A 21578-nucleotide genomic window follows, 5' to 3' on the forward strand; every position below is an offset into this window, starting at 1 on the left:
GTATGAGTAATTTAATAGGTCCACTTACACCTAAGGAGTGTGATGTTTCTAATTTCCCATTTATGCCATTAGATATAGATAGGTTATTAAATTCTGAAACATGGATTCTTGGTGATGATTCAGAAAAAGTTGCATCAATGACTTTGTGGCTTAAAAGCTGGCATCAGATTCCTGCTGCTAGTATTCCTAATAATGACAAGATGCTTGCTCATTTATCTGGAATGGGGACGAAGTGGAAAAAGGTTAAGGAACATGCATTGCGTGGCTGGGTTGATGGTGGAGATGGTCGTTTATACCATCCGGTTGTTGCAGAGAAAGCATTGGAAGCATGGATTGAAAAGCTTGCCAGTGCAATATCTGGCGCACAAGGTAATGCTAAACGCTGGCAAATAGAGATCAATACTTCTGATTTGCAAAATCAGCTATGCGATGCAGTTTACAGACTAAAAAATATCGCCCCCCAATCCAAAGCACTAACAAAGAAAATTGCCAAAATTATCGAATCCCAATCGCAACCCGTATCGGGGGGCGATAGCAACCCCAATCAGGTCGGGATCGCAACAGATAAGACACAGAATAGAATAGATAATAGTAGTAGTGGTAGTAATGCGGGCGAGGAAAATTTCACACCGCAGCAAGACGTGATTGCTGGATATGCTGTTTACCAGATGCAAGATCACGGTTTGTACTCACTGATGGAGCTTGAGCAAAAATATCCTGCATTGCAGCAGAATTTTATTGATCAAGCCAAAGCATCGTATAAATCACATACGTTGAATATGAATCAATATCTTGAATTATTTACAGAATTACGAAAATGGTCGCTTACAAAATCAATCGGTCAAACACCGCAGAAATGGATTAATTCATGGTTAACCATTGTGAAAAACAATGCTCATGAATTTGATAAATCTACTGAAAAACCATCACATTTCAAAAACTCTCGACAACCTGAAAAACCAAAGCATAAATACGGCACAGGCGTTGTAACCTCAGCACCTGATCAAAATCAAATGCGTGATGTAAGTGAGGTGGATCATGAGTAATTTACAAATTTTTGGAAATTTATTTCAAGTTGATTTTCCGGTTGAAATTGCCGATGGTGTCTTGGGGCGTATGCAAGCTTTGTATGGCGATGGCTTTGAAAAACACTACGGGAACATGTCACCGGCTGAGTTACAGAATCTAGCTTGTAGCGTACTGAATGGCTTGACACAGCAAGACATTGCACGTGGTTTGCTTCGCATGAACAATGAAAAGTGGTGTCCGAAATTACCAGAGTTTCGCTCATGGTGTGTTTCAGGCGGTGAATGGTGGACGGCAGACCATGCTTGGGCTAGAGCTATGATTTTTATGAATGACAGGTCAAAACCAATTACCACAATTGCCAAAGATTCACTTGATGAAGTTCGGTTGATTTTGGAAAACGAAGGCCAGAAAGCCGCTCATTTTGCATTTCGTGATATTTATCATGACTATCTTCAACGTGCAAAATTGGCAGGTGAATCACAGCAATTTTGGGAAAAAGCTAAAAAGAAAGATCAGAAAACTATCGAAAATAATCCTGAAAAGCATCATTCACCAGAACAAAAAGTTGATGTGCATTCAATGATGGAACAGGCATACGCCAAGGTGGGTAAAGTATGAATAGTCTGGAAGCTTGTCTATCAGAAATAGAGAAAATTGATACTCAAAATAATTTGAGTATCAAAATGAATAGCCTATGTCAGGAAGCATTTGAACGATATGAAGCAAAAAAATGTAATGTGCCATATGAGGAACTAAAGCAAAAACTTGATGAAGCAGAAAACTTTTTTGGTTACAGATATATCCCTTCAAGCCCTCACAATAACGATTGGTTGATTTGGTTGGCATCATGGCAGACAAGGCAAAAACTTTTTGAAAAAGCCTATGAGGAAATTGATTGCAAGATTTCAACTGATTCTCAACTTGTTACTAACTCATGTGCAGATGAATTTTTGGGAGTAGATGCAAATGAGACGGCAGAATTTATTAAAAAAATCATGCTGAGTGAGGAAGAATGAAACGAAAACTCAAACAACGTGCGAACCAGCAACGGCGGCAACAGCGTAGCATTCAGGCAATGATGAACAAAACTCATAAAACTCATTGCCCACATGGATTTGACATTGCTTGTCTCATTTGCGGCTTTGGTGAGCAAGAAGATAAACGGGTTTGGCATCACCAATATCGAGAGGTTGAAGTTGAGTAGAACACGGCACAATTGGACCAACTTTTTTAAATCAAAAGGCAAATCTTTGGAAGATCCTTTTGCTGTACCCAAAACCAAACGGAATGCTCGCCAAAAAAATGCATTGAATATTAAACGGATTGTACCTTTTGAATGCACAAGTCAAGTGATAGACGGTGATACGCACTATGTCTCTAACAACGATGCACATTTAATTTTAGGTGATAGTTTTATCATTCTCAAATTACCTTATGGTTTAAGCGTAAATGAAATCTGGCGGGCCACTATCGATGAACGAGGTGTACAACGAAACAGTTTGAGTTTATCTGCCCGTAATTATAAGCGTAATGTCCATAATATTTATAAGCCGCTACTTGATCATATTGAATTTAAGAAAATCAATGAATTATGCGAGGTACGTTTAATAGCCCAACCACCAGTTAAGACAAAGAATTACTCTGCAAAGACGTATCCACGTTATGACATCGACAACTATCCAAAGTTGATCATAGATTCATTAAAGGATTTGGTCTTTAAAGATGACAATATTTTTATTCATGAACAAATTCAATTGGCCAAACCCATAGAAAACGGCTGTGTATGGGTTTCATGTGTATTTATGCAAGAACAATCACAGGACTGGTTAAACCGTTCTGTTGATTTCAGTTGGTTAGCGGGGCGATAAAAATGGCTTTTAAATCCAGTGATGAACGACGTAGATTAATCGGTTTAAAATTATCTGAGGCGAGAAAACTTGCAAAATATACTCAATCTGAAGTAATGAAAGAAATCTTTAATACTCGGAACCCAACACAAAAAAATCGGATTAGTGAAATTGAAAATGGAAAGGTTTTACCTGATGCTGAGTTATTGGTAGAGCTTTGCTTATTGTACGGCGTTTCCTGTGACTGGATTCTTGGTTTTACCGTAGAGCCTGAAATTGATATCAATGCTAGTCGAGTTGGTATCTTATACAACGGTACACATCGTATGCTATCTGAAAGTATTCAACGCATTGTAGAGGCATTTTCTGAGATTGGTGCGGCCCATATGTCGAAATTACCTAATTCGTGTTTTCTTGAATTGGTTGAACAAGCAAGAAATGTAGTAACACAGGTCCGGACTGGGAAATTTAGAAAGGAAGATTTTGATAATTTTGCAGCACTGGTAAAAGAGTGTGACATTAAACTCGCTCAACAAGTTTCAGCCAATCTCAAGTTACTGGATAATCTGGTTGAGCGTAGTGATGAAATCGTAACGGAATCTCTTGAAGCCGGCTGTGATGCAGCAATGAAAAAAACCACTTCAAAATCTAAAGTAACTCATGAGTATGTGCAGCAATTAGACGTGTTTGAGGAAATTAATTAATGGCCTCAAAAAAAAGTTATTCTGATGAAGTTTGGAACATGCTTCACTTGGTATGGGAGTCATCACCTAAAATCACATGGCAGGCTCTTGCTGATCAGGTAAGTGAAAAACTTGGTCGTGAAGTCCCTGCATCTTCTGTAATTCGTCGCCGTGCGATTTCAGAGGGCTGGAAGAAAAATATCTCATCTTTGGTTGGCAAAGATGCTCAATCCCTTAATGATGAAATTGAAAAACAGGGTGGTCATAAAAACTCTCATGACAATGACCCTGTCAAATCTGACACTTCAAAAAATGACAGTGAATGTCAAAATGACATTAAAAATGACAATCAAAAGTCAAAAAAATCAAAAACAAAAGATAATGACATTATCGTATTTGATAAAGAATCTGCTGGCCGGGAAAAATTAATCCACGATATCAAAGAAAGAAAACTCACAGCGGCAAAGGTCGTTCGTAAAACCCGTAATAATTTGGCAAAATTAAGCCATTTCATTACAGATACTTTAGATAGTCTTGGGGGTGTCAGAGATGAATTGCAGTCTATGGATGTGATGACCGCTGGTGAAGCAGAGATCAATGCGATTAAATTTAAAATGTCCGTTACTTCACAGATGATCGAGCAAAACCTTAAACAGAGTATTACCATTGCCAATGTTGCTAGAACCGAGGCCATGTTCTGGGGGCTTGAAGTTGAGGACCTAAAAGATCAGAGCGAGCAGGAAGCCAAGCGCACGGCTGTTATGAATCAATCTACTGCCAAGTTGGAAGAAGCCAAACGACAAATGAAAGAGAAGAAGAAAGAAGCATTCAAAAGGCAGCTTGAATACATTGAAATGGGCAAGGAAATCGAGGAAAATGGACAGTAGATTAAGTAATAACCATATGTTAAGTACATTATCAAAAATAGTTATCAACTTTGATAAATTTGATTTCTAAAGATTTCTGATCATAGAATTAAGATTCTAAGACAAGTTCTATAATTATTAAGTTAGGTTGATAGTTCCTTTGATAAGTTGATACACATCAATATGTAATAATTAATTTAAATTTATGGAGTATTTACTGTGATAGTCGAGAAAATAAAACAAGCAAGCATGGTAGACTTAATATCAATAATTACACCTATAATACTTATTATTGGTTTAATGAATAAAATTGGTATTTATACTTCTAATGAGATTAATTCAAGTTGGATTTTATCTTTTTTTTCGCCTATTGAATTTATGATTTCCGATCTCGAGGTGTACATATATTATGCTATAGCAATATTTTATTTAGAAAAAGTTATATTTACAACCGATAGAAGTTTTATGGTTGAGTTTTTAAATGCAAATCTTATGTTGATTTCCTCATTTGGTGGACTTTCTTTATTATATTTTTTTCAAGAAAAATCAATTAGTACAATATTTAATACTTATTTGTATATTGCATTAAGCTTAAATGGAATAGGAATACTATTTCTCAGCAAAAAATTCGGTAAAATAATTGGCTTAATTTTAATACTTATTGTTCCATACAAATTGGGTGTTGCACATGCACATAAACTATCAACTAAAAGTTTGCCAATAGTTGAGATTACAGACTCACATCAATGGTTCTTACTGGATAAATATTCTGACAATGTAATTCTTATAAATAAATCTGATAAAGAAAATAGATTTAAATTTATTGATATAAAAGATATAGACTCTGTTAAACAAGTATTTTAGATTTTAATAGACCTCTTGCGTAAATCAAATCTTGACCAGTAAGATTCTATGTTCTATGAGAGATTGTGAAAGTTGAAAATCGATTGAAATAACACTTTCGCAAGAGGTCTAATTTATTTTATTAAATCAGAATTTATTAAGTACAGATTCAGTTTGATTTTAATTTAAAATAAGAGTTAAGTTATAATATTAATTGTCGTTTCTATTCCTTAAACGTCTCATACAAAGCCTGTTGAACAGCATCAACCCTTGATTTGCAGGCTTTATATGCTTGCATGGATTCTTCAACGATTTTCATCAGGTTATCAATGTCTGGTTCTTCCTGAGATTCAAGTAGGGCAGCATTTTTCTTTAAAATTTCGTAGCCTTCTTTAAAAGTAAGTTCTTTATTGGTCATTGTCGATTACCTTGTTAACTGTTGCTTGGATCTGACCATCTTGCATTTCAATTGAAATATCAGTGCCAGAAATTTGGTGAATTGATCTGATAGCTTTGCCGTTACTGCGTACGATTCCATAGCCTTTTGCCAGTACATTTCTAGGATTCTGTAGTAGTGTTTCACGCATTAAGGATTCTACGTTGCTATTAGCGATTTTGATCTGTTGCTGGGCAAAATAATGTGTCGTACCTTTCATCAACTCCAGGTTTTTGGTTGCCATTGAAATTTGATTTTGGACCACGGTTTTGATTGTACCGATCAATTGCTCATTCTTATTCTGGTAATTGGCAATATGATGCTGGGAAAGTAACTTTATGGACTGTATGAAAGTAATGACTTCCTGAGCACGATCAGCGATTTGATTGCGTATACCGGCAATTACCTTGCTGGGCGTGTCGAAAGAGCGATGTGCAATTTCATCTAATATTGTCCGGTCTTTCTCATGACCAATGCCGACCCAGATTGGCACAGTTCGTTTGCACAATAAAGCGGCAAGGTCATAGTCATTCAGATACGCCAAATCATTGACTGCACCGCCTCCGCGAATAATCACAATCAGGTCTGGTGGTGTACCATCATAATCTTTTACCCATTGGCGCAAGCCCGAGCTTAAGGACTCAATAATGCTGACAGCAGCTGTATTGCCTTGAAATGTGGCGGAATGATATACGAAATGACACACACCGGCTTTATCTAAAGCATCAGCATCTTTTTTGAAATCACCCAAGCCGGCGGCATTTTGTGGAGCAATGACCAAGACATTTTGAATATCAAATGGGACAGGGAGAAGCTTATTTTTATTAATTAAACCTTCTTCCGTCAATCGAGCGACAATTTGCTGGTATCGTTTTGCAATATCGCCGAGTGTAAAACTGGAATCGATGTCCTCAATATTAAGTGAAAATCCATATTGTGGGTCAAATCGTGCTTTGACTTTAATGAGAACGTTCAAATCTTTGGATAATTCAATACCGCTTTCACGTTGAAATCTTAAAACAATCTTACTTGTATGTTTCCAGATCGTTGCCCTACAACTTGCAATAACCTTATCTGTATCTTCTTCTTTTTCTGCTAATTCCAGATAATAATGTCCACCTTTTACACTTAGATTCCGGATCTCGGCTTTAACCCATACAGCTTCATCAAATGAAATCTGAATGACTTCCTTAATCGCGCTAAGGTATTCAGTTAATGAGAGTTGTTGATCTGGCATGTGTGTTGATGGCATATAAATAATTTATCAATAGTATAAGACCTGAAAATCAGTTACAAGGATTTTGAAATAATGGGATGGAACTGGCAACATTTTTCATTAAATCCATGGCTTAACCTATACCTAATTTAAACGTAGGGTAGTGCCTTTTATGGCTATAGGTGATAGTGGTTTACAATATGATAACCAAGGCTTTCTGATTGGTGCGGTTCAGCAAAAAGTTGAAACTATTGATAAGAATATTCTGGAAATCTTAAAGCTGCTTAGGCATGACACAGTAGAACAAACACAGCGATTTAAGATTAGCCGGTTGCAGCGTGCGATGTATGAAGCTAACTCGGCTAAGAACATTGAAGATATTATAAAAGATGCAACACAAATATTAGAAAATCAGTCTAAACAACAGATCAAAGCCATTTCTAATATGGACTCATCTAAATCTGATCAAATTGATCCAGTCCGAAATAATACTAATCAAACTAAACCTGTGGAATCAACAAGAGACAATACTCAACAGTCTGATAGAAAAAGGGACAGTAACGGTCGTTTTGTTGCTGGTGATGTTCCTGAGAGTGATGAAACTGTAGACAAACGCAATCGTGATGATAAAGGGCGATTTGTCCCTGGCACCTCAACAACAATTTCAAAGTTTGGCGATATAGTTGGGAAATTTGGACAGGCAGTATCTGGATTAGGTACAGATGCACAAGGTTTTGATCCAACGGTTGATGCAATAAATGAACTAGGTACCGTTTTGTCGCCAGTTAAACGAATGGCTGGAATAGTATTTAAGCCTTTGACCGGTTTGGCGAAGATGCGTAAACGTTCTGAACCATTGCCGAAAGAGCAAACTGATCATAATAAGAAACAACTTAAGATTTTGCAGCGTATCGCAGATCGCACGGGCAATAATCAGGGTGGCTTATTATCCAAACTATTGGGATCGGGTGGTGGTTTACTTGGCGGATTGTTGGGTAAAGGAGGAAAAGTATTATCCAAGATATTAAAGTTTGGTAAAGGATTACCAATTGTTGGTGGATTGCTCAGTGCCATAAGTTTGATGGATTGGGGGGATAAATCTACTGAACAGAAAGGAGGTGCAATAGGCTCTATTGGGGGCGGTGTTGTTGGAGGTGTTTTAGGATCGGTTCTTGGTCCAGCCGGTACAATTGTAGGTGCTGGTGTTGGTGCTTGGATTGGTGACAAGCTGGGAACAACAGTTGCACCTTATTTCAAGAATTGGACTGATTCTTTGATCAAATCAGATTTAGGTCAAAAAATCGTATCTATCTGGGATGGATTTGTAGATACAATTTCTGGGTGGTTTGATAAGGCTTGGGGCGGACTAAAATCTGGTGCTGGTGCAATTGGAGGTATGTTTAATGGTGCCTGGCAAACTGTTAAAAATATAGGCAATAAAGGACTGGATACCATTGGATTTAATGACTATAAGGCTCTAGAGGGAGGAAATGCCCAAGAAAAGACCATGGCTTTATTGAGACAACATGAAGGTTTTCGTGAAAAAGCATATTGGGATGTGAATGCATATCGAACTGGTTATGGCAGTGATACTGTAACAGATAAGAATGGAAATGTTCGTAAAGTTACTTCTAATACAAAGGTTTCTAGGGAAGATGCTGAGAGAGACTTGTTAAGACGTTCAAAAATTTTTGCAGCCCAAGCAAGGCGTAAAGTTGGTGGTGAAAATTGGGATAAGCTACCAGATGATGCGAAAGCAGCTTTGACTTCGGTTGCCTACAATTACGGAAGTTTGCCAAAAAGTGTTACTAAAGCTGTTCAAACTGGGGACTTAAAAAGAATTTCTAACTCTGTTCAATCTCTAGGTGCACATAATAAAGGCATTAATAGAAAAAGACGTAACCACGAGTCTTTATTGATTCATAATGCTAAAGATAGTTCTGTTTCTACATCTCAAGTTCAGCATGGTTTATTGGCATCGACAAATAAAACAAATACTCCATTTGTTGCAAAGGCAGATACTATGCTTGCGACTGCTAACCCAGTAAATTTGAATAACCATACAGCTAAAGCAAATACACCTAAGATTGAAACAGCCAAAACTAGATTAAATTCTACCGATCCACAAAAAGTATTGGTGGTAAATCAGTCAGATGGTAGTATTACCCAAAATTTAGGCGATCGTGCTTTAGCACACGCAATTACAGGGGGAATTGGGGAAAGATGAATAAAAAAATACTTTTAGGTTTGATATTGGGTTGCTTAAATTCATTTGCGGTTGGGAGCTCAAATGATATTGACCAGAGATTTTATAATAATATTTTATCAAATTTAGATAATCCATATAGAATCATTACAATCAAAAAAGAATCTTTAAACAATGTTGAAAGAACTGTAATAAATTATGCTATTCGGAACTTTAAAAAGGATTTTGTAGAGTGTAATGGTAAATCATATATTCGTGGTATAGATAAGGTTTATTATGTTGTTGATTATAAGCCAACAATTTTATTTCGAACATTTCCTACAATCAATAAAGCTGATAAGTTGAATGGCGTGGTGTGGCGCGGGGATATATTAATATTCTTATCAGGTAATAAAGGAGAAGGAGTAGCCCAAGAAGTAAAAGCTACCGATCATCAGTCTTCTAAATGGCAAGATATGAATAGACTTAGGTTGAGTCAATTTGGAAATTTTGAAGATGTGTATAGAGGAACCTTAGTTTTTTATAAAAATGAAATACGTACATATTATGGGGATGGGATAGGTAACACTAAATCTAATGATAATAATCAGTTGGTATGTTCAGATATTAATCAACTACTGATGCCTGAGCAAAAGCATGAAACTAATATTGAAAGTGAAAAAAAATTAAATTTGGATGGTAAAGTCAGCTGGAGAACTTACCCAAAAATAAGGCTTTCTCAGCCAGATTTATTAGGCGTAACAAACAGTAATGTGATAGTTCGTGTTGATGTTGACGTAAAGGGGCGAATAAGTGCAAAAATTCTTGAAACCAGTGGCGATGATCAGGTTGATAAAAAAATTGTAAAAGCTGTTGAGGCTGCAAAATTTAATAAATACACTGAAAATGGAGAGCCTGCAGCATTTTATATAGAATTACCATTTAATTTAAGTTAAGAGATGGCAAAGCAATAACCTAGCTTAAAACTGATGTTTGATTGAAGCTGGAAAATCAGTTTCAAGCCAAAATTTCATTGCTAAGAGTGGATATGTTAAATTTGAGGATTCATTTATTAATTAAGAGAAAGTTATCTTGGTTTAGTCACTCAGAAAACTCTTAGTTTTGTTATAATATAGTAATTTTAAATTTCTAGCTTTATTTTTTCAATTACAAATAAAATAGCAGGTAGGCAAACCATTCCCGCTTAGTCGCTGTTAAAAAGCTAGAAATTTAAACCTATGGGATATCCACAGGTGCAATTTTGATAGGGTGTTAAATGACTTCTGAAAGCAATAGAACCGGATCTCTTGGAACGAACTATGTGGAGAAAGTCCTACTCAAATGGGGATGGGGATTTCAACCTATTTCACAAGAAAATGATGATGGATTTGACGGCATTATATATATCCGATCGAAACATTCGAATCCAAAAGATCCTGAGAATCAAAGTAAGCAATCATGGGCTTTCACAGGTGGGTTAATTCATGTACAAGTGAAAAGTGGAAATAGCTATATCAGTAGCCAAAATAGAAACGAGATAAAACTTAAGATAAATAAACTAGCTCAAAAGAAAGAAATATGGAAAAAATCTCCAATTCCATGTGTTCTAATATTTTTTTTTGAAGATGAAAATGAGAATGAATATTCATATTGGGCTGATCTAAAATCAAATGAATCATATTTTGAGGGTAGTAGTAGCATTATCAGTATCCCCAAAAAAAATAGATTTTCAAAATCACCAGAATGCAAAGGTCCTTTAAGACGCATAGCAAGGAAACAAGGGGATTATAGTGATAAACATTTGATTGATATGGTAAAATCAGATACCTTAAATAGTATTTTGCCATCAAGTCTTAAAGGGAATATAAACTCCTCTTTAAAAAGCAAAGCTATTGAGTTTTACCAAAAATGGAAATTGAATGGTGCAATTAACCCTTACTTTGGTCAAGTAATAATTAACAGGACCGGATGGAGTCATATCACTCGCAAAGGCCGCCCTATAGCAAGAATTGAAGCCAGTTTTAATTTGTTACCTATTGCAGCTAGAATTATAAATGATGTATCCACATGGCGTATGCTAACGCCCATGAGAAGATATCAAAATAGAAAGGATGGTTATGTTTGTTATACAGATTTTATTGGATTAACAGCAAAGGTTGTTTTAAGAATGAGAAATTCCACCGAAGTTATGGTTGTATTAAAAAGAGAAACAAGATTCAAAGAAAGCGAAGGTGAAAATGATCCTGAAACCAGACTCTGGTTTTATACAGTTTACGAGCCAGGACGTGGGAAGTAAATTGCGGCGGTACAATCGCGCTCAGACTGCCCCAGACGTGATATATAATCACCGGTACCAGAAAAGGTCTGGCTCCTCTATTGTGCGTGTACCGCCTTTGCAAATAATACTATAAAACTCTAAAGTGTCAATGAGTTAATTTGATTATCAAAGGTTTAAGTGGTGGTGAAAATCCACCAACCACACCAAATTTAAAGTCCGTACTCATATGCGGGCTTTTTTATTATTGGAAAAAGGAATTTAGGCTTTTAAATGGTTGAAAGATATTTCTTGAGTCCAGTTAAAAACATCTAATATTTCGTGTTATTTCACTGAAATTTATATAATATAAAGTTCAAATATTTAGATATTTTACAAATTTTCATTTAAAAACGTATAGTGAGATAGTTGTGAAAATAAAATTAGATTGGCAAGAGCCATTGCAATTAGGTTCTTTTACAGATGATGTAAATTACCATGATGAATTGGAGTTAAATGAGATTCCAGAATCAGCAGGCATATATATTTTTTATCGTCAGCATGGTGAAACTCAACAAGCATTGTATGTTGGTCAGGCACAAAATTTAAGAAGCCGATTAAAACAACAATTTAAGTCTTTAGAGTTAATGAAACACATCAAAAATTCTAAAAAAGGTTCAAAACACCTTGTTTTTGCATTATTAAAAACTCGTTCATCAAATTTAGTGCATGCTTTAAATCAGGCAGAGCGTGGACTTATTACACATTATATGGAAGAAAATAAACATGATTTATTTAATAAACGTGGTCTTTATGAAGAATATGATTTAGTAGAATCCATAGGAGAAAATGTACAGCCTCTTATAAACATTGAACTATGGGTCTACGCTAAATAACTTTTCAGCAGTTTGACATTTCGTTGTGGAATATTCTGTAAATGATCAGACTTGGAACTCAACACATTCAATCCAAATCAAAGCCTATAAAGTTAAAACTTCTTTAACGATATAGGCTTTATTAATGTCTAAAAACACTGAAAATCAAATTCCAGATACCAGCTATGCTGTAATTGATATTATTGGAGAACCTTCAAATTTATCTGTACAGCATCTTGTTGCAATTTCAGATAATGAACTCACCACAGAACAAGAAGATCAATTAAGAAATGGCCAGTCCATTGATAATGTTTTCAGCTATCCACCTGGTTACTACTACACAATCACACCTGATTTAGAAGCACAGGATTTTGATCATGAGCGTTACTTTGAAACTCATCTGCATTTTCAGGATGGATCGGTACCAGTAGAAGGTATTAACGGTTTGACGAATGAAGCCTTGCTTGAAGTTTTGATTCACCGGATGAATATTTTGGATGCTAAATTTCCGTGTAAAGAGAATAAAATTGCTTTGAAACATATGCAGTTGGCGTTATCAGCGTTCAAAGATCGTTCACTCTCACGTAAACTTCGAGGAGTAGAGGGTAAAAATGTCATCTAAAATAGTGAAAATCTATTGCTATAAGCACCACAATGATCAGCAAATTGATCTTTAAACTGTTGAGTTCGTTGAAGTAGAAGATACAGAATATTGTGGTGGAATGATTACTGGGCGTGGTAAATATAATAAAGTAACCATCGGTTTTCAAAGCGGTAATAGCTTATTAATGATTATAGATAAGATGAAATTGCCTTTGCTGGAACTCAGCTCAAATTAACATTCCAATACAAAGCAAAATAGCCTCAATACATCGTTGGGGCTTTTTCATGTCTAAAGGACGAAAAACTAAAGTTTTACAATACAACCTACATAATCGGGGGCGTAAGCATACAGGTGTGGACAGATCAAACATTGATTTTATGAGCATGATCAATTTGATTAATGCACCAAGCACTCAGGAAATGGTTAAGACAGGGCAATTGATCGGGTTCTATGGACATCAGATTCGACAACGTTTTGGTATGGTACCGCCTGAGAGCGTACCGATCAGTGGAAAGATGGTGCACCTTGAGCCTGCTTTCAGGACCATTGAAATCAAAGCTGATAAAGATGGTACTGTAAGTCATCGTGCGGAATTTTTGGAAAATGAATCTGGGGAATTTGCTCGCACGCAGTACCTTGCCAAAGTTGGCGGTTTTAGTACCGCTGTAAACTATCGCAAAACACCACCAAATAAACTTACACCAAGTGGCTTCTTCGGGTTTGATTATGTAACCCAGCCCAACTATGCCACCAATGTTGGTGATGGTCAGTTATTTGATGGCCTATTTGTCCCTGAAGATCCGTCTAATAATCTGATTGCATGTTTTGATAGTGCAACTGATTTATCAGCACTAGAACCTTCACAGGCTTTAATTGCAAATATGCTTGAGCAGCAAATTATCAGCACTTTTGACAGTATCCATGCCCAAATTACCTTGGGGCAAATGAACGAACAGGCACTTGATCAAATTGATGCATTGACTCAGCAAATCAGTTTGCATGAACGTAAAAAGCAATTACAGCAGCAACGTCAACAGGATCTTTACACAGGTATGGTTGGTGAAATTCGTACATTTGATAGTGCGCTTGCTGAAGCTGAACATTATTTAGAACAACTGGAAGGTAATTTAGTTCAGGACAATACAAAGCAGCGAGGAACTGGCCTTGTTAAAACTGTCCGTAAATTCTTAACATTCGGGGGATAATGTATGGATGCAATGCCACATGATCCCCTCAAAGCGATACAAAATGCATGGGTCCTTTTGCTTCTTGATTTTCGAGCATGGACCATGCCAGAGACTTTACAATTAGCTGAATGGAAAAGAAGGGAAGTTGCCAAGGCTATTAGATCCTGCCGTGCACAGCTTATGGACGATTCTGAAGGTATGCTGGGTGCGTATCGTAAAAATAAAAATGATGGTAGTGAAACTGGTACATCATCTTTTTTCCCCGTGATGTTAACCGCTACTGCACCTGTCGATATGCCACCGGACACCAGTCAATTACTAGGTGTTCCATATTTTGTGGAAACTATCATTAATGAAAAGCTGGTTAAGGTTAGAGTTATACCTCAGGCAATTCGTGCGCAAGTCGCTTTTTATGCAACCAATCCTCATGATGCCCGGTCTGTGTGTTCACAATTATGTGCTTATTTGTCAGATGATTGGAAACGAAAAATTAATGTTACTTTTAATCTTGGTGGAAATGTATTTGATGAATTTAGATTTATTGTCTTTGAAAATAATTTAATGCCTAATCCGGTTCCGAGTGAAGCCACTAATATTTCTATCTTTACAGTTGATGTCACATTGGTTGGCTACGTTCCGCACGTTCTTGGTCTAGGTGCATATGATGAGGATACTGTAGGCAATGGCTACGATAAGAATGGTATGCCTAAAACCGGGGAAATTAATGACAGTGTTGTGATACAGGCTGATCAATATGATGAGTTGCATACTCGCATTACAGCTGATCCGGATACAGGTGTCATTGAAGTTGAAAGAATTAAGGATTAGAAATGAGTGATGAAATAGATAAGGCAAATGATCTGGCAGAAATGCTTTTAAAAGAACAAATACTCAATCGTGTAATTTTTAATGGTATTTCACTTTTACAATGTGAGGAATGTGGAGATGAAATACCGGAGCAACGTAGAAATTTGGGTGGTGTACGTTTATGTGTTGAATGCCAGTCTTTAATGGAAAGAAAACCAAATAGATTCAGGTAAGTTTGTTATGACCGATTTTATTCGTATTGATGCCAGAGTTGTGGGCTTTGCCAATGAGCCAGTCAGGATATTAGGGCTTTGTTTTAAAGATACTGGCGAGTTATTAATAGAAAAGCTGGAAAAATTTTCAACTCTTCCAGTACTTGAAGAATATCGTCAAACTACCATTGTGGTTACGGATGCACCTGAGTTGGTTAAAAGCTGGCATTTATCATTTAATGCCAAAGAGGATCTTGAGACTGTAATTTCAGTTTATCAAATGCGTATGCGTTCAAAATTGGTAGAGATTGCAAAAAACTTAAACAGATTTGATCCCGGTAATATTCTGCAAGTTCGTAAAGTGGACAAGAATGGTATCCAACAGGAATTTGACAGCAGTTCGTTGGATAATGGCCATGTTGCAACTTTACTTGCAGTCTGGGCAAGTAGCCAAGTGGCATTCAACTATAGTGCATTTGAAGCTAAAACAGTGTCAGAAGATGTCGATAACAGTATGCTGCCATTTAGTTGTTAGTATCAATGTGAAATAAAGTGAAACACTGTTTAAAAAATAAACATTTGTAAGTTATTTCTTACATTCATGTAAGCTAGATCTGACATCTATGTAAGCCAAAAGCTTATAGTCTATTTTTAAAGATTTTCTATAATTAACTCATGCATTTGAAATTGACTTGGTCAAGATTAAAGAGAATGGAAAACATAATTTCAACTACCATCTCAATAATAAATTTCAATGCATGAACTATTGGAACCTTCTCCATTTCCGGGGGGAATAGGAGAAGGTTCCTTTTTTTATCGGGAGGAAATTATGTTAAATTTAAAAGACCTTATCTTTTTTTTATTATCAACAATATGTTTTTTTATTCTTCTTGTATTATTTGATTATTTTGAGTTAGTTCAAAGTTTAAATTTATTTCTAACATCATTTATTTATAATTTGGTCAATATTTTATATGTGATTCAATTGAAAAAATCAAAATATTACTTTGTTTTAACAATTCCTTTTTTAATCTTAATTTTTATATTGGGAAATATAAATGAAATATTCCTGATTTATACAGGAATATTTTTTTCATATATGTCAATTTTCTTATTAAAAAATGCTGATTTTTTAATAAGATTTAAAAAATTGGAGTAATACCACGGTTAAAAATGCCTTTTTTAAGACGCGAGCTTGATTCCTTTTGATTGACACATATTAAGTTTTCTAAAAATAATGGTAAAATTTTCAAATCTAATACCTGTGGATCAAATTTTTCGCTACCATTCTTTTTGAAGAACATATCGATATCTGAATTTTTGTCTACATATTTCATAGACCACTTTTTAAAACTAAACTTTTCAATATGTGTTGTTTCCAAATGTTTTAAAGAGTGATGCCTAGGATCTTTTTTTATGCTTTCAAATAAGGATTCTATGTCACTTTTATTACCTTCAAGACATTGAAAAAAGGAATTATCAGCATAATAAAGAACGCCATAAATTTTGTTTTCCGAGTTAAATTTACGGGCTACAGTAAGAATATCGATGATATCTTCAATTAAGTTCTCATCTTCATTTCTTCTACTAGAATAGCAAAGTCTAGCTTTCATTGATTTCACATTAAATTTTCCAGGGGGGATAATTAATGTAGCACAAACATTAATTTTATTTATATATTTTGATGTTTGGAACATCTTAAAATTTAATCTAATTCAAATGATTACCCTATAAATCAAAGTTTATAGGGTATTTTTTTGGCTTTAAAACCACTTAAAGACATTCCTGAATGGTGGGAACTGTGCGAACGCTACAGATATGATATTTACGCCTTTGCTGTTGAAGCATTAGGCGTTGAACCTACATGGCAGCAAGAATTACTATTTAAATCAATTGCATTCGATGGATCCAGAACCAGTGTTGCGTCAGGTCACGGTACTGGTAAAACAGCTTCATCCGGTATAGTCGCTCTTTGGCATCTTTTATTTTTTGATGAAAGTATCATGTTGTTTACTGCACCACAGATCGGGCAGTTAAAAAAACAAGTATGGAAAGAAATCAGTATCAATCTGGACCGTCTTAGACAAGGACCACTGGGTTGGCTTGCTGAGTATGTTGGTTATCAATCCGAATTAGTCTATATAAAAGGCTATAAAGAAAAATGGTATGTTTTTGCCAAAACTGCCCCTAAACATCAACCAACTAATATTGCCGGTATGCACGGCGACAATTACATGGTTTGGATTGATGAAGCCTGTGGCGTTGATGATGCCGTCATGGACGTGGTACTCGGTGCATTAACGCACGAGGACAATCGTGCAGTAATGACATCACAACCGGCTAAAAGTTCAGGTATGTTCTATGATACACACCATAAACTTAGCCATAGGGTTGGCGGTGACTGGATTTCATTGGTATTCAATGGTGAAGAGTCGCCACTGGTCAGTAAAAAATCTATCCGTGAACAATTACTCAAATATGGTTCCCGCGAAGATCCTCAATATCAAATTCGTGTACTGGGTAGATTCCCTGATCGACTTGATGAATTTCTGGTTTCTATGCGCCAGGCAGAAGAATGTTATGTCGGTACCAGTATTTTCGATGATCATAAGTTCGGGTACGTTATAACTGTTGATGTGGGTGGTGGTGTAGGACGAGATGACAGTGTTATTGCCGTGTCCAAGGTTTTGGGGGAAGCACAGTGGGGAGATCGTGCGCGACGTGTTGAAGTCGTCGATATTCCATTATGTAAAAACAAAGATAATATTGATGAATTGTTTGGGGTGATTAACGAATGTATCAACTATTATCCTAATGCATTACTTGTTGTTGATGACAATGGAGCTGGTAAGGGCCTAGGGCAAAAGCTTAAGAATAACGGCATTTTCTATATTCCGGTATATTGGGGCGGTGCATGTTTCAATAATGAAAATAGAAAGCAATATGTCAATAAACGTGCACAGGCTTATGTCTGTCTTGGCCGCGCTATATCTCAGGGTCGCTTCAAACTCAAAACCAAAAAGCATTCGGTCAAGTTTAAAGAACAGATTATTCATATCCCATATGCTTTTGATGATCAAAGCCGATACAAAATCAAATCTAAAGAGGAAATGCGTAGAGAGGGTATTAAATCACCCGATTTGGGTGATGCATTCGCTTTCTTGTTCTTAGAAAATGTTCATTACACAGAAGCATATGACACAATTGACCAGATCGATGATACCCCTGAGGGGCAGGAACAGGCAGATAAAGCCAGTCGGTTTGCCAAATTAAGGGAGGCTGCCAAAGAAATGTGATTTCTTCGTTGGAACCAACCACAAAATAACCATAGCATTATTATTACCATGATATTTATTTTAAATATCTTGGTTTTGTATTAAATGGCGACTCAATTTTATCTGACCAACGTGGGTAAACAAGCAGCGATTGATGCTGAAAATCTGAAAGTTACAATTGAACTTGCTTATATTGCTGTGGGTAGTGGTCGTTATGATGCTTCTCAAGCAGCAGAAAATCTACAATCTCTCACTAATCAATTGGCTAGATATAATTTAAGTGGTGGAAGTACACAGGGTGGAACACTAAATTTAATTGCCTCAATTGATTCTACAATTTCAGCAGATATCTATGAGATTGGTTTGCTTACAGAAGATGGAATTTTATTTGCAGTAGCGTCTACAACAGATATTGATCCATTATTTACACTTGTTAATGAGATTACAACCGTAGTCACGATCGGAATGTCACTTGCTGATGTAAATTCTGATTCGATTTCAATAGTAATTGATTCGGATGGTCAGATTGCTACGCAACTTATGAATGAACATCTTGCAGCGGATGATCCGCATCCACAATATTTTTTACGAGAAGAAAATAACCAAGTCAATGGTAACAATACTTTCAATGGCGAAAATACATTTAACAATAAAAACAGTTTTTCCAAAGAGACAAATACAACCGAGTTGAAGGTTTCCGAGAAATTGGAAGTAACTGGAGAATCAGAGCTCTCAGGAAAAACGACTATTTCAGGTGATGCCACTTTCACTAAAAATGTAGTTGCAGAAAAGAATCTTACTGCTGAAACTTTTATTGCTACAGAATCTATAAGCATCGGTGCAGCCAATGGGGGAAGCGGTACTAAAGCCATTAATTTTAAACCCCATGGTAATGATACTGTTGCTGCAAGCATCTCAGCTGATACACAAGGAAATTTAAAACTTAATGCAACTGGTGAAGTGCAAATAGGTCAAAGTTTAAAATCCAAAAATGGGTATACGGCCTTACCAAATGGATTTATTTTACAATGGGGTTTTGTGTCATTTAGTGAAAATGGATGGGTACGAGTACCTGGATCTTCGGATAGTAATGAACGGTATTATGAGGTTACATTTCCGTTAGCATTTCCTGAAAATATTATTAATGTTATTACTGGCTTAAATCTAAAAACACTCAATCAACAAAATGACCTAGGTTCACAAACCTACAATCCTAAATTAACAGGTGTTACTGTACTGACACAAAATATGTCTGCATCTGTAACAAGAGAATTTGATGGTATTTACTGGCAAGCAATAGGATATTAATTATGATTAATGCCTACCGTAATGCGATTAGAACTTTGCTTGAACAACGCAGGAATCAGAGTGATGTCCGGCGCATAATTGTCTGGGATGTTCAGCCGGACGAGGCCAAAGATCCTACATTACTTAGTCTGAGGGCATATGGTACCCGGATGCATGTTGATGTTGTATTGGTTGCTTGTGGTGTTTCAGGCATATGGGAATTATTACCAGTACAACGGATAATTTTACCATTAATCAGCGATGTCATTGCTCTAAGAAAAACATATATGAGTGATGAAATCTAATGGCAGAGATCGAACCAGATCGTTTGCGTGCTGCACATCAGCATCTTAGGCAGAAAGTTGAGCAATCTGACCTAAGGGCACAAGGTAAAAGTCGATTTACCAGTGAAACCCAACAACGAAAGGAAGTTGGCAAAGGCGATTCAAAACTTACAGAACCTACTTTTCTGCGTCCTCAGGATATACAAAAAGGTGTAACTTATGATGTTGAGAAGGTCTTTTATACGACTCTTGGTAATGAAATACGCCGTGTAAATCGTGATGATCTGGTGGCTTTTCAAAAAAATATCGAGTTGTTGCAGGACCAGTATAAGCGAGGTATTACAGCAAAACAGGTTATAAATTTAAGCTTGCCATTTGATATCAAAAAATCAAATGAACAAATCTTTATGGCGGTACCTCTAAGCATAAAAAATGGCGTTGTTCATTTTATGACAAATGCCAGTAAAGAAAGTAATGTTACTGAACACCATGTAAATGTTGAGTTCCTTAATTATCAATCATTAATTTTACAACCCACTGCTATTACAGCGGATGCAGTGAAAAAGAAACTGATGTATGGAAAGTTGAAATTTGAATGTGATTGTGGACGGCATACATACTGGTTTAGATATATTGCATCAATTGGTGGATATGGTTTTGGGCGTATTGAAGAAGGCTATCCAAAACTCACAAATCCACATCTAGCCGGAGTGGCTTGTAAACATGTATTAAGAGTCATGCACTATATTCTTTCACCAGCATTTACACAGTATATTACCAAGCAATTACAGAAAGAACGCAGTAAACAGGCAGGTCAACGACGTAAACAAACTGACAGGCAATTGATTAAAGAACTGGACCGCCAGTTTGAAATTATTGAGAGTAAAACCAATAAGGTTATCGCACGTAACGATAAGGCAGCTCAACGTGAAATGATGCGCCGGGCTAATAATTATAATAAGGCAAAACAGAGAGAGGCAGAAAAACGGCAAAAACAGGAACTTGAGAAAGTTGCTAAAGAACAGGGTAAAGATGCTGCTGATAAAATCATACAAAAGCAAAAACAGGATGCACTTCGTACTTTAGATTCTTTGCTGGCATCAAAGTTAATCACCCCAGAACAGTACGCATTCTATAAACGAGGTACAAAGTAATGCTTAACACAGCCGTTAATCGAGTTGCCAATGGTCGTAGACTTGTGGCTAGGCGTGTCGTAATGAATACACTTGCCAGTGTTCAGGCTCAGATTTGGCGTAAAAACATCATTTACGACAATGCAGATATTTCAGAACCTTTAGATCCATTATCGTTTGAAGCATTGGCTGTTTCTCAACAGGACGAGCCAAATTATAGCTATGAATATATTGGGATGGCCTATATTTTAGCGGATAAATTCAATGGTGGTTATGTCCATAAAAATTTCTCAATGGTCAATCCTGATGATGTGGCGATATTTGCCCAAATTGAACCATATGATAGTTCTTATGAGCAAATATCAGATCAAATAACTAAAATTCCGGATTTCACCTTAAATGAAGGTGATCTACTGGGATTGTCTGTATATCAAGATTTTATGGTTTGGTTTGAAATTGTCAGCATTACTGGCCAGACCATCATGGCAGATTTTGGAACCAAGTTCATTCTTAATCGACGTGATGATTTACAGTTAGACCCAATAAAAGAGTAGG

Annotated in this window: 25 protein-coding genes; 22 read left to right on the forward strand and 3 right to left on the reverse strand. The window is 36.3% G+C overall.

Annotation, left to right across the window (positions count from 1 at the left end; translation table 11 throughout):
- Positions 1–2: 2 nt before the first annotated feature.
- The 8 genes from CRO21_RS17650 to CRO21_RS06205 all read left to right on the forward strand — a co-directional run bounded on the left by CRO21_RS17650 (position 3) and on the right by CRO21_RS06205 (position 5289).
- Complete coding sequence (locus CRO21_RS17650; protein WP_228150373.1) at positions 3–1046, forward strand: DUF1376 domain-containing protein; 1044 nt, start codon at positions 3–5, stop codon at positions 1044–1046.
- Positions 1039–1647 carry a restriction endonuclease gene (locus CRO21_RS17620; RefSeq protein WP_097078445.1) on the forward strand — a complete coding sequence of 203 codons (609 nt, stop codon included), beginning with the start codon at positions 1039–1041 and terminating at the stop codon, positions 1645–1647. Before CRO21_RS17650 ends, CRO21_RS17620 begins: the two co-directional genes overlap by 8 nt.
- Positions 1644–2045 carry a hypothetical protein gene (locus CRO21_RS06185; protein ID WP_097078446.1) on the forward strand — a complete coding sequence of 134 codons (402 nt, stop codon included), beginning with the start codon at positions 1644–1646 and terminating at the stop codon, positions 2043–2045. The genes CRO21_RS17620 and CRO21_RS06185 overlap by 4 nt, the downstream gene beginning before the upstream one ends.
- Positions 2042–2233 carry a hypothetical protein gene (locus CRO21_RS17525; protein ID WP_171293985.1) on the forward strand — a complete coding sequence of 64 codons (192 nt, stop codon included), beginning with the start codon at positions 2042–2044 and terminating at the stop codon, positions 2231–2233. The genes CRO21_RS06185 and CRO21_RS17525 overlap by 4 nt, the downstream gene beginning before the upstream one ends.
- Positions 2220–2897: a RusA family crossover junction endodeoxyribonuclease gene (locus CRO21_RS06190; protein WP_378234953.1), complete on the forward strand. Its 678-nt coding sequence runs from the start codon at positions 2220–2222 to the stop codon at positions 2895–2897. Before CRO21_RS17525 ends, CRO21_RS06190 begins: the two co-directional genes overlap by 14 nt.
- Before the next feature lie 2 nt (positions 2898–2899).
- A complete protein-coding gene (locus tag CRO21_RS06195) occupies positions 2900–3580 on the forward strand; it encodes a helix-turn-helix domain-containing protein (RefSeq protein WP_097078448.1) in 681 nt (226 codons plus the stop codon).
- Positions 3580–4446, forward strand: coding sequence for a hypothetical protein (locus CRO21_RS06200; RefSeq protein WP_097078449.1), 867 nt, complete (start codon positions 3580–3582; stop codon positions 4444–4446). The genes CRO21_RS06195 and CRO21_RS06200 overlap by 1 nt, the downstream gene beginning before the upstream one ends.
- Positions 4447–4644: 198 nt before the next feature.
- The gene (locus tag CRO21_RS06205; RefSeq protein ID WP_097078450.1) at positions 4645–5289 is read left to right on the forward strand and encodes a hypothetical protein; all 645 of its coding nucleotides are present in this window, start codon (positions 4645–4647) and stop codon (positions 5287–5289) included.
- 202 nt (positions 5290–5491) lie between these two features.
- Here the strand turns inward: CRO21_RS06205 and xseB are convergent, their stop codons facing one another.
- Together xseB and xseA are read right to left on the reverse strand one after the other, a co-directional pair.
- The gene (xseB, locus tag CRO21_RS06210) at positions 5492–5686 is read right to left on the reverse strand and encodes an exodeoxyribonuclease VII small subunit (protein ID WP_097078451.1); all 195 of its coding nucleotides are present in this window, start codon (positions 5684–5686) and stop codon (positions 5492–5494) included.
- Positions 5676–6941: an exodeoxyribonuclease VII large subunit gene (gene xseA / locus CRO21_RS06215; RefSeq protein WP_097078452.1), complete on the reverse strand. Its 1266-nt coding sequence runs from the start codon at positions 6939–6941 to the stop codon at positions 5676–5678. The genes xseB and xseA overlap by 11 nt, the downstream gene beginning before the upstream one ends.
- A gap of 151 nt (positions 6942–7092) precedes the next feature.
- Between xseA and CRO21_RS06220 the strand changes: the two genes are divergently transcribed.
- The 9 genes from CRO21_RS06220 to CRO21_RS06260 all read left to right on the forward strand — a co-directional run bounded on the left by CRO21_RS06220 (position 7093) and on the right by CRO21_RS06260 (position 15579).
- A complete protein-coding gene (locus tag CRO21_RS06220; RefSeq protein WP_097078453.1) occupies positions 7093–9147 on the forward strand; it encodes a lysozyme in 2055 nt (684 codons plus the stop codon).
- Positions 9144–10061 carry a TonB family protein gene (locus CRO21_RS06225; protein WP_097078454.1) on the forward strand — a complete coding sequence of 306 codons (918 nt, stop codon included), beginning with the start codon at positions 9144–9146 and terminating at the stop codon, positions 10059–10061. The genes CRO21_RS06220 and CRO21_RS06225 overlap by 4 nt, the downstream gene beginning before the upstream one ends.
- A gap of 320 nt (positions 10062–10381) precedes the next feature.
- Positions 10382–11401 carry a DUF4365 domain-containing protein gene (locus CRO21_RS06230; RefSeq protein ID WP_097078455.1) on the forward strand — a complete coding sequence of 340 codons (1020 nt, stop codon included), beginning with the start codon at positions 10382–10384 and terminating at the stop codon, positions 11399–11401.
- A gap of 389 nt (positions 11402–11790) precedes the next feature.
- On the forward strand, positions 11791–12255 hold the full coding sequence (locus CRO21_RS06235) for a GIY-YIG nuclease family protein (protein WP_171293994.1): 465 nt from the start codon (positions 11791–11793) through the stop codon (positions 12253–12255).
- Positions 12256–12379: 124 nt separating this feature from the next.
- A complete protein-coding gene (locus tag CRO21_RS06240; RefSeq protein ID WP_097078457.1) occupies positions 12380–12856 on the forward strand; it encodes a hypothetical protein in 477 nt (158 codons plus the stop codon).
- A 266-nt stretch (positions 12857–13122) separates the two neighbouring features.
- Entirely contained in the window at positions 13123–14043 is a 921-nt protein-coding gene (locus CRO21_RS06245; RefSeq protein ID WP_097078458.1) for a hypothetical protein, read from the forward strand.
- 3 nt (positions 14044–14046) lie between these two features.
- On the forward strand, positions 14047–14853 hold the full coding sequence (locus tag CRO21_RS06250) for a hypothetical protein (RefSeq protein ID WP_097078459.1): 807 nt from the start codon (positions 14047–14049) through the stop codon (positions 14851–14853).
- Between the two features lie 2 nt (positions 14854–14855).
- Positions 14856–15065, forward strand: coding sequence for a TraR/DksA C4-type zinc finger protein (locus CRO21_RS17790; protein WP_097078460.1), 210 nt, complete (start codon positions 14856–14858; stop codon positions 15063–15065).
- 7 nt (positions 15066–15072) lie between these two features.
- A complete protein-coding gene (locus CRO21_RS06260; protein ID WP_097078461.1) occupies positions 15073–15579 on the forward strand; it encodes a hypothetical protein in 507 nt (168 codons plus the stop codon).
- Between the two features lie 607 nt (positions 15580–16186).
- Here CRO21_RS06260 and CRO21_RS06270 read toward each other — a convergent pair.
- The gene (locus CRO21_RS06270) at positions 16187–16657 is read right to left on the reverse strand and encodes a BLUF domain-containing protein (protein ID WP_097078536.1); all 471 of its coding nucleotides are present in this window, start codon (positions 16655–16657) and stop codon (positions 16187–16189) included.
- Positions 16658–16801: 144 nt separating this feature from the next.
- Between CRO21_RS06270 and CRO21_RS06275 the strand changes: the two genes are divergently transcribed.
- The 5 genes from CRO21_RS06275 (at position 16802) to CRO21_RS06295 (ending at position 21577) form a co-directional block, all read left to right on the forward strand.
- Positions 16802–18340, forward strand: a complete 1539-nt coding sequence (locus CRO21_RS06275; protein WP_097078463.1) for a hypothetical protein — start codon at positions 16802–16804, stop codon at positions 18338–18340.
- 84 nt (positions 18341–18424) lie between these two features.
- A complete protein-coding gene (locus tag CRO21_RS06280; RefSeq protein ID WP_097078464.1) occupies positions 18425–19627 on the forward strand; it encodes a gp53-like domain-containing protein in 1203 nt (400 codons plus the stop codon).
- 2 nt (positions 19628–19629) lie between these two features.
- A complete protein-coding gene (locus CRO21_RS06285) occupies positions 19630–19911 on the forward strand; it encodes a hypothetical protein (protein WP_097078465.1) in 282 nt (93 codons plus the stop codon).
- Entirely contained in the window at positions 19911–21044 is a 1134-nt protein-coding gene (locus tag CRO21_RS06290) for a hypothetical protein (protein WP_097078466.1), read from the forward strand. Before CRO21_RS06285 ends, CRO21_RS06290 begins: the two co-directional genes overlap by 1 nt.
- Positions 21044–21577 (forward strand): hypothetical protein, encoded by a 534-nt coding sequence (locus CRO21_RS06295; protein ID WP_097078467.1) that lies wholly within the window; start codon positions 21044–21046, stop codon positions 21575–21577. Before CRO21_RS06290 ends, CRO21_RS06295 begins: the two co-directional genes overlap by 1 nt.
- Position 21578: the final 1 nt, after the last annotated feature.

It is taken from the genome of Acinetobacter puyangensis (assembly GCF_900096995.1).
GTDB classification, from domain to species: Bacteria; Pseudomonadota; Gammaproteobacteria; order Pseudomonadales; family Moraxellaceae; genus Acinetobacter; species Acinetobacter puyangensis.

What these genes read in the sequence shown, in the direction of transcription:
- CRO21_RS06230 (WP_097078455.1), top strand. Translation starts at nt 10,382, where the DNA reads ATGACTTCTGAAAGCAATAGAACCGGATCTCTTGGAACGAACTATGTG.
- CRO21_RS06260 (WP_097078461.1), top strand. Translation starts at nt 15,073, where the DNA reads ATGACCGATTTTATTCGTATTGATGCCAGAGTTGTGGGCTTTGCCAAT.
- CRO21_RS06270 (WP_097078536.1), bottom strand. Translation starts at nt 16,657, where the DNA reads ATGAAAGCTAGACTTTGCTATTCTAGTAGAAGAAATGAAGATGAGAAC.
- CRO21_RS17650 (WP_228150373.1), top strand. Translation starts at nt 3, where the DNA reads ATGAGTAATTTAATAGGTCCACTTACACCTAAGGAGTGTGATGTTTCT.
- xseA (WP_097078452.1), bottom strand. Translation starts at nt 6,941, where the DNA reads ATGCCAGATCAACAACTCTCATTAACTGAATACCTTAGCGCGATTAAG.
- CRO21_RS06250 (WP_097078459.1), top strand. Translation starts at nt 14,047, where the DNA reads ATGGATGCAATGCCACATGATCCCCTCAAAGCGATACAAAATGCATGG.
- CRO21_RS06285 (WP_097078465.1), top strand. Translation starts at nt 19,630, where the DNA reads ATGATTAATGCCTACCGTAATGCGATTAGAACTTTGCTTGAACAACGC.
- CRO21_RS06200 (WP_097078449.1), top strand. Translation starts at nt 3,580, where the DNA reads ATGGCCTCAAAAAAAAGTTATTCTGATGAAGTTTGGAACATGCTTCAC.
- CRO21_RS06220 (WP_097078453.1), top strand. Translation starts at nt 7,093, where the DNA reads ATGGCTATAGGTGATAGTGGTTTACAATATGATAACCAAGGCTTTCTG.
- CRO21_RS06290 (WP_097078466.1), top strand. Translation starts at nt 19,911, where the DNA reads ATGGCAGAGATCGAACCAGATCGTTTGCGTGCTGCACATCAGCATCTT.
- CRO21_RS17620 (WP_097078445.1), top strand. Translation starts at nt 1,039, where the DNA reads ATGAGTAATTTACAAATTTTTGGAAATTTATTTCAAGTTGATTTTCCG.
- CRO21_RS06295 (WP_097078467.1), top strand. Translation starts at nt 21,044, where the DNA reads ATGCTTAACACAGCCGTTAATCGAGTTGCCAATGGTCGTAGACTTGTG.
- CRO21_RS17790 (WP_097078460.1), top strand. Translation starts at nt 14,856, where the DNA reads ATGAGTGATGAAATAGATAAGGCAAATGATCTGGCAGAAATGCTTTTA.
- CRO21_RS06280 (WP_097078464.1), top strand. Translation starts at nt 18,425, where the DNA reads ATGGCGACTCAATTTTATCTGACCAACGTGGGTAAACAAGCAGCGATT.
- CRO21_RS06245 (WP_097078458.1), top strand. Translation starts at nt 13,123, where the DNA reads ATGTCTAAAGGACGAAAAACTAAAGTTTTACAATACAACCTACATAAT.
- CRO21_RS06185 (WP_097078446.1), top strand. Translation starts at nt 1,644, where the DNA reads ATGAATAGTCTGGAAGCTTGTCTATCAGAAATAGAGAAAATTGATACT.
- CRO21_RS06195 (WP_097078448.1), top strand. Translation starts at nt 2,900, where the DNA reads ATGGCTTTTAAATCCAGTGATGAACGACGTAGATTAATCGGTTTAAAA.
- xseB (WP_097078451.1), bottom strand. Translation starts at nt 5,686, where the DNA reads ATGACCAATAAAGAACTTACTTTTAAAGAAGGCTACGAAATTTTAAAG.
- CRO21_RS06225 (WP_097078454.1), top strand. Translation starts at nt 9,144, where the DNA reads ATGAATAAAAAAATACTTTTAGGTTTGATATTGGGTTGCTTAAATTCA.
- CRO21_RS06240 (WP_097078457.1), top strand. Translation starts at nt 12,380, where the DNA reads ATGTCTAAAAACACTGAAAATCAAATTCCAGATACCAGCTATGCTGTA.
- CRO21_RS17525 (WP_171293985.1), top strand. Translation starts at nt 2,042, where the DNA reads ATGAAACGAAAACTCAAACAACGTGCGAACCAGCAACGGCGGCAACAG.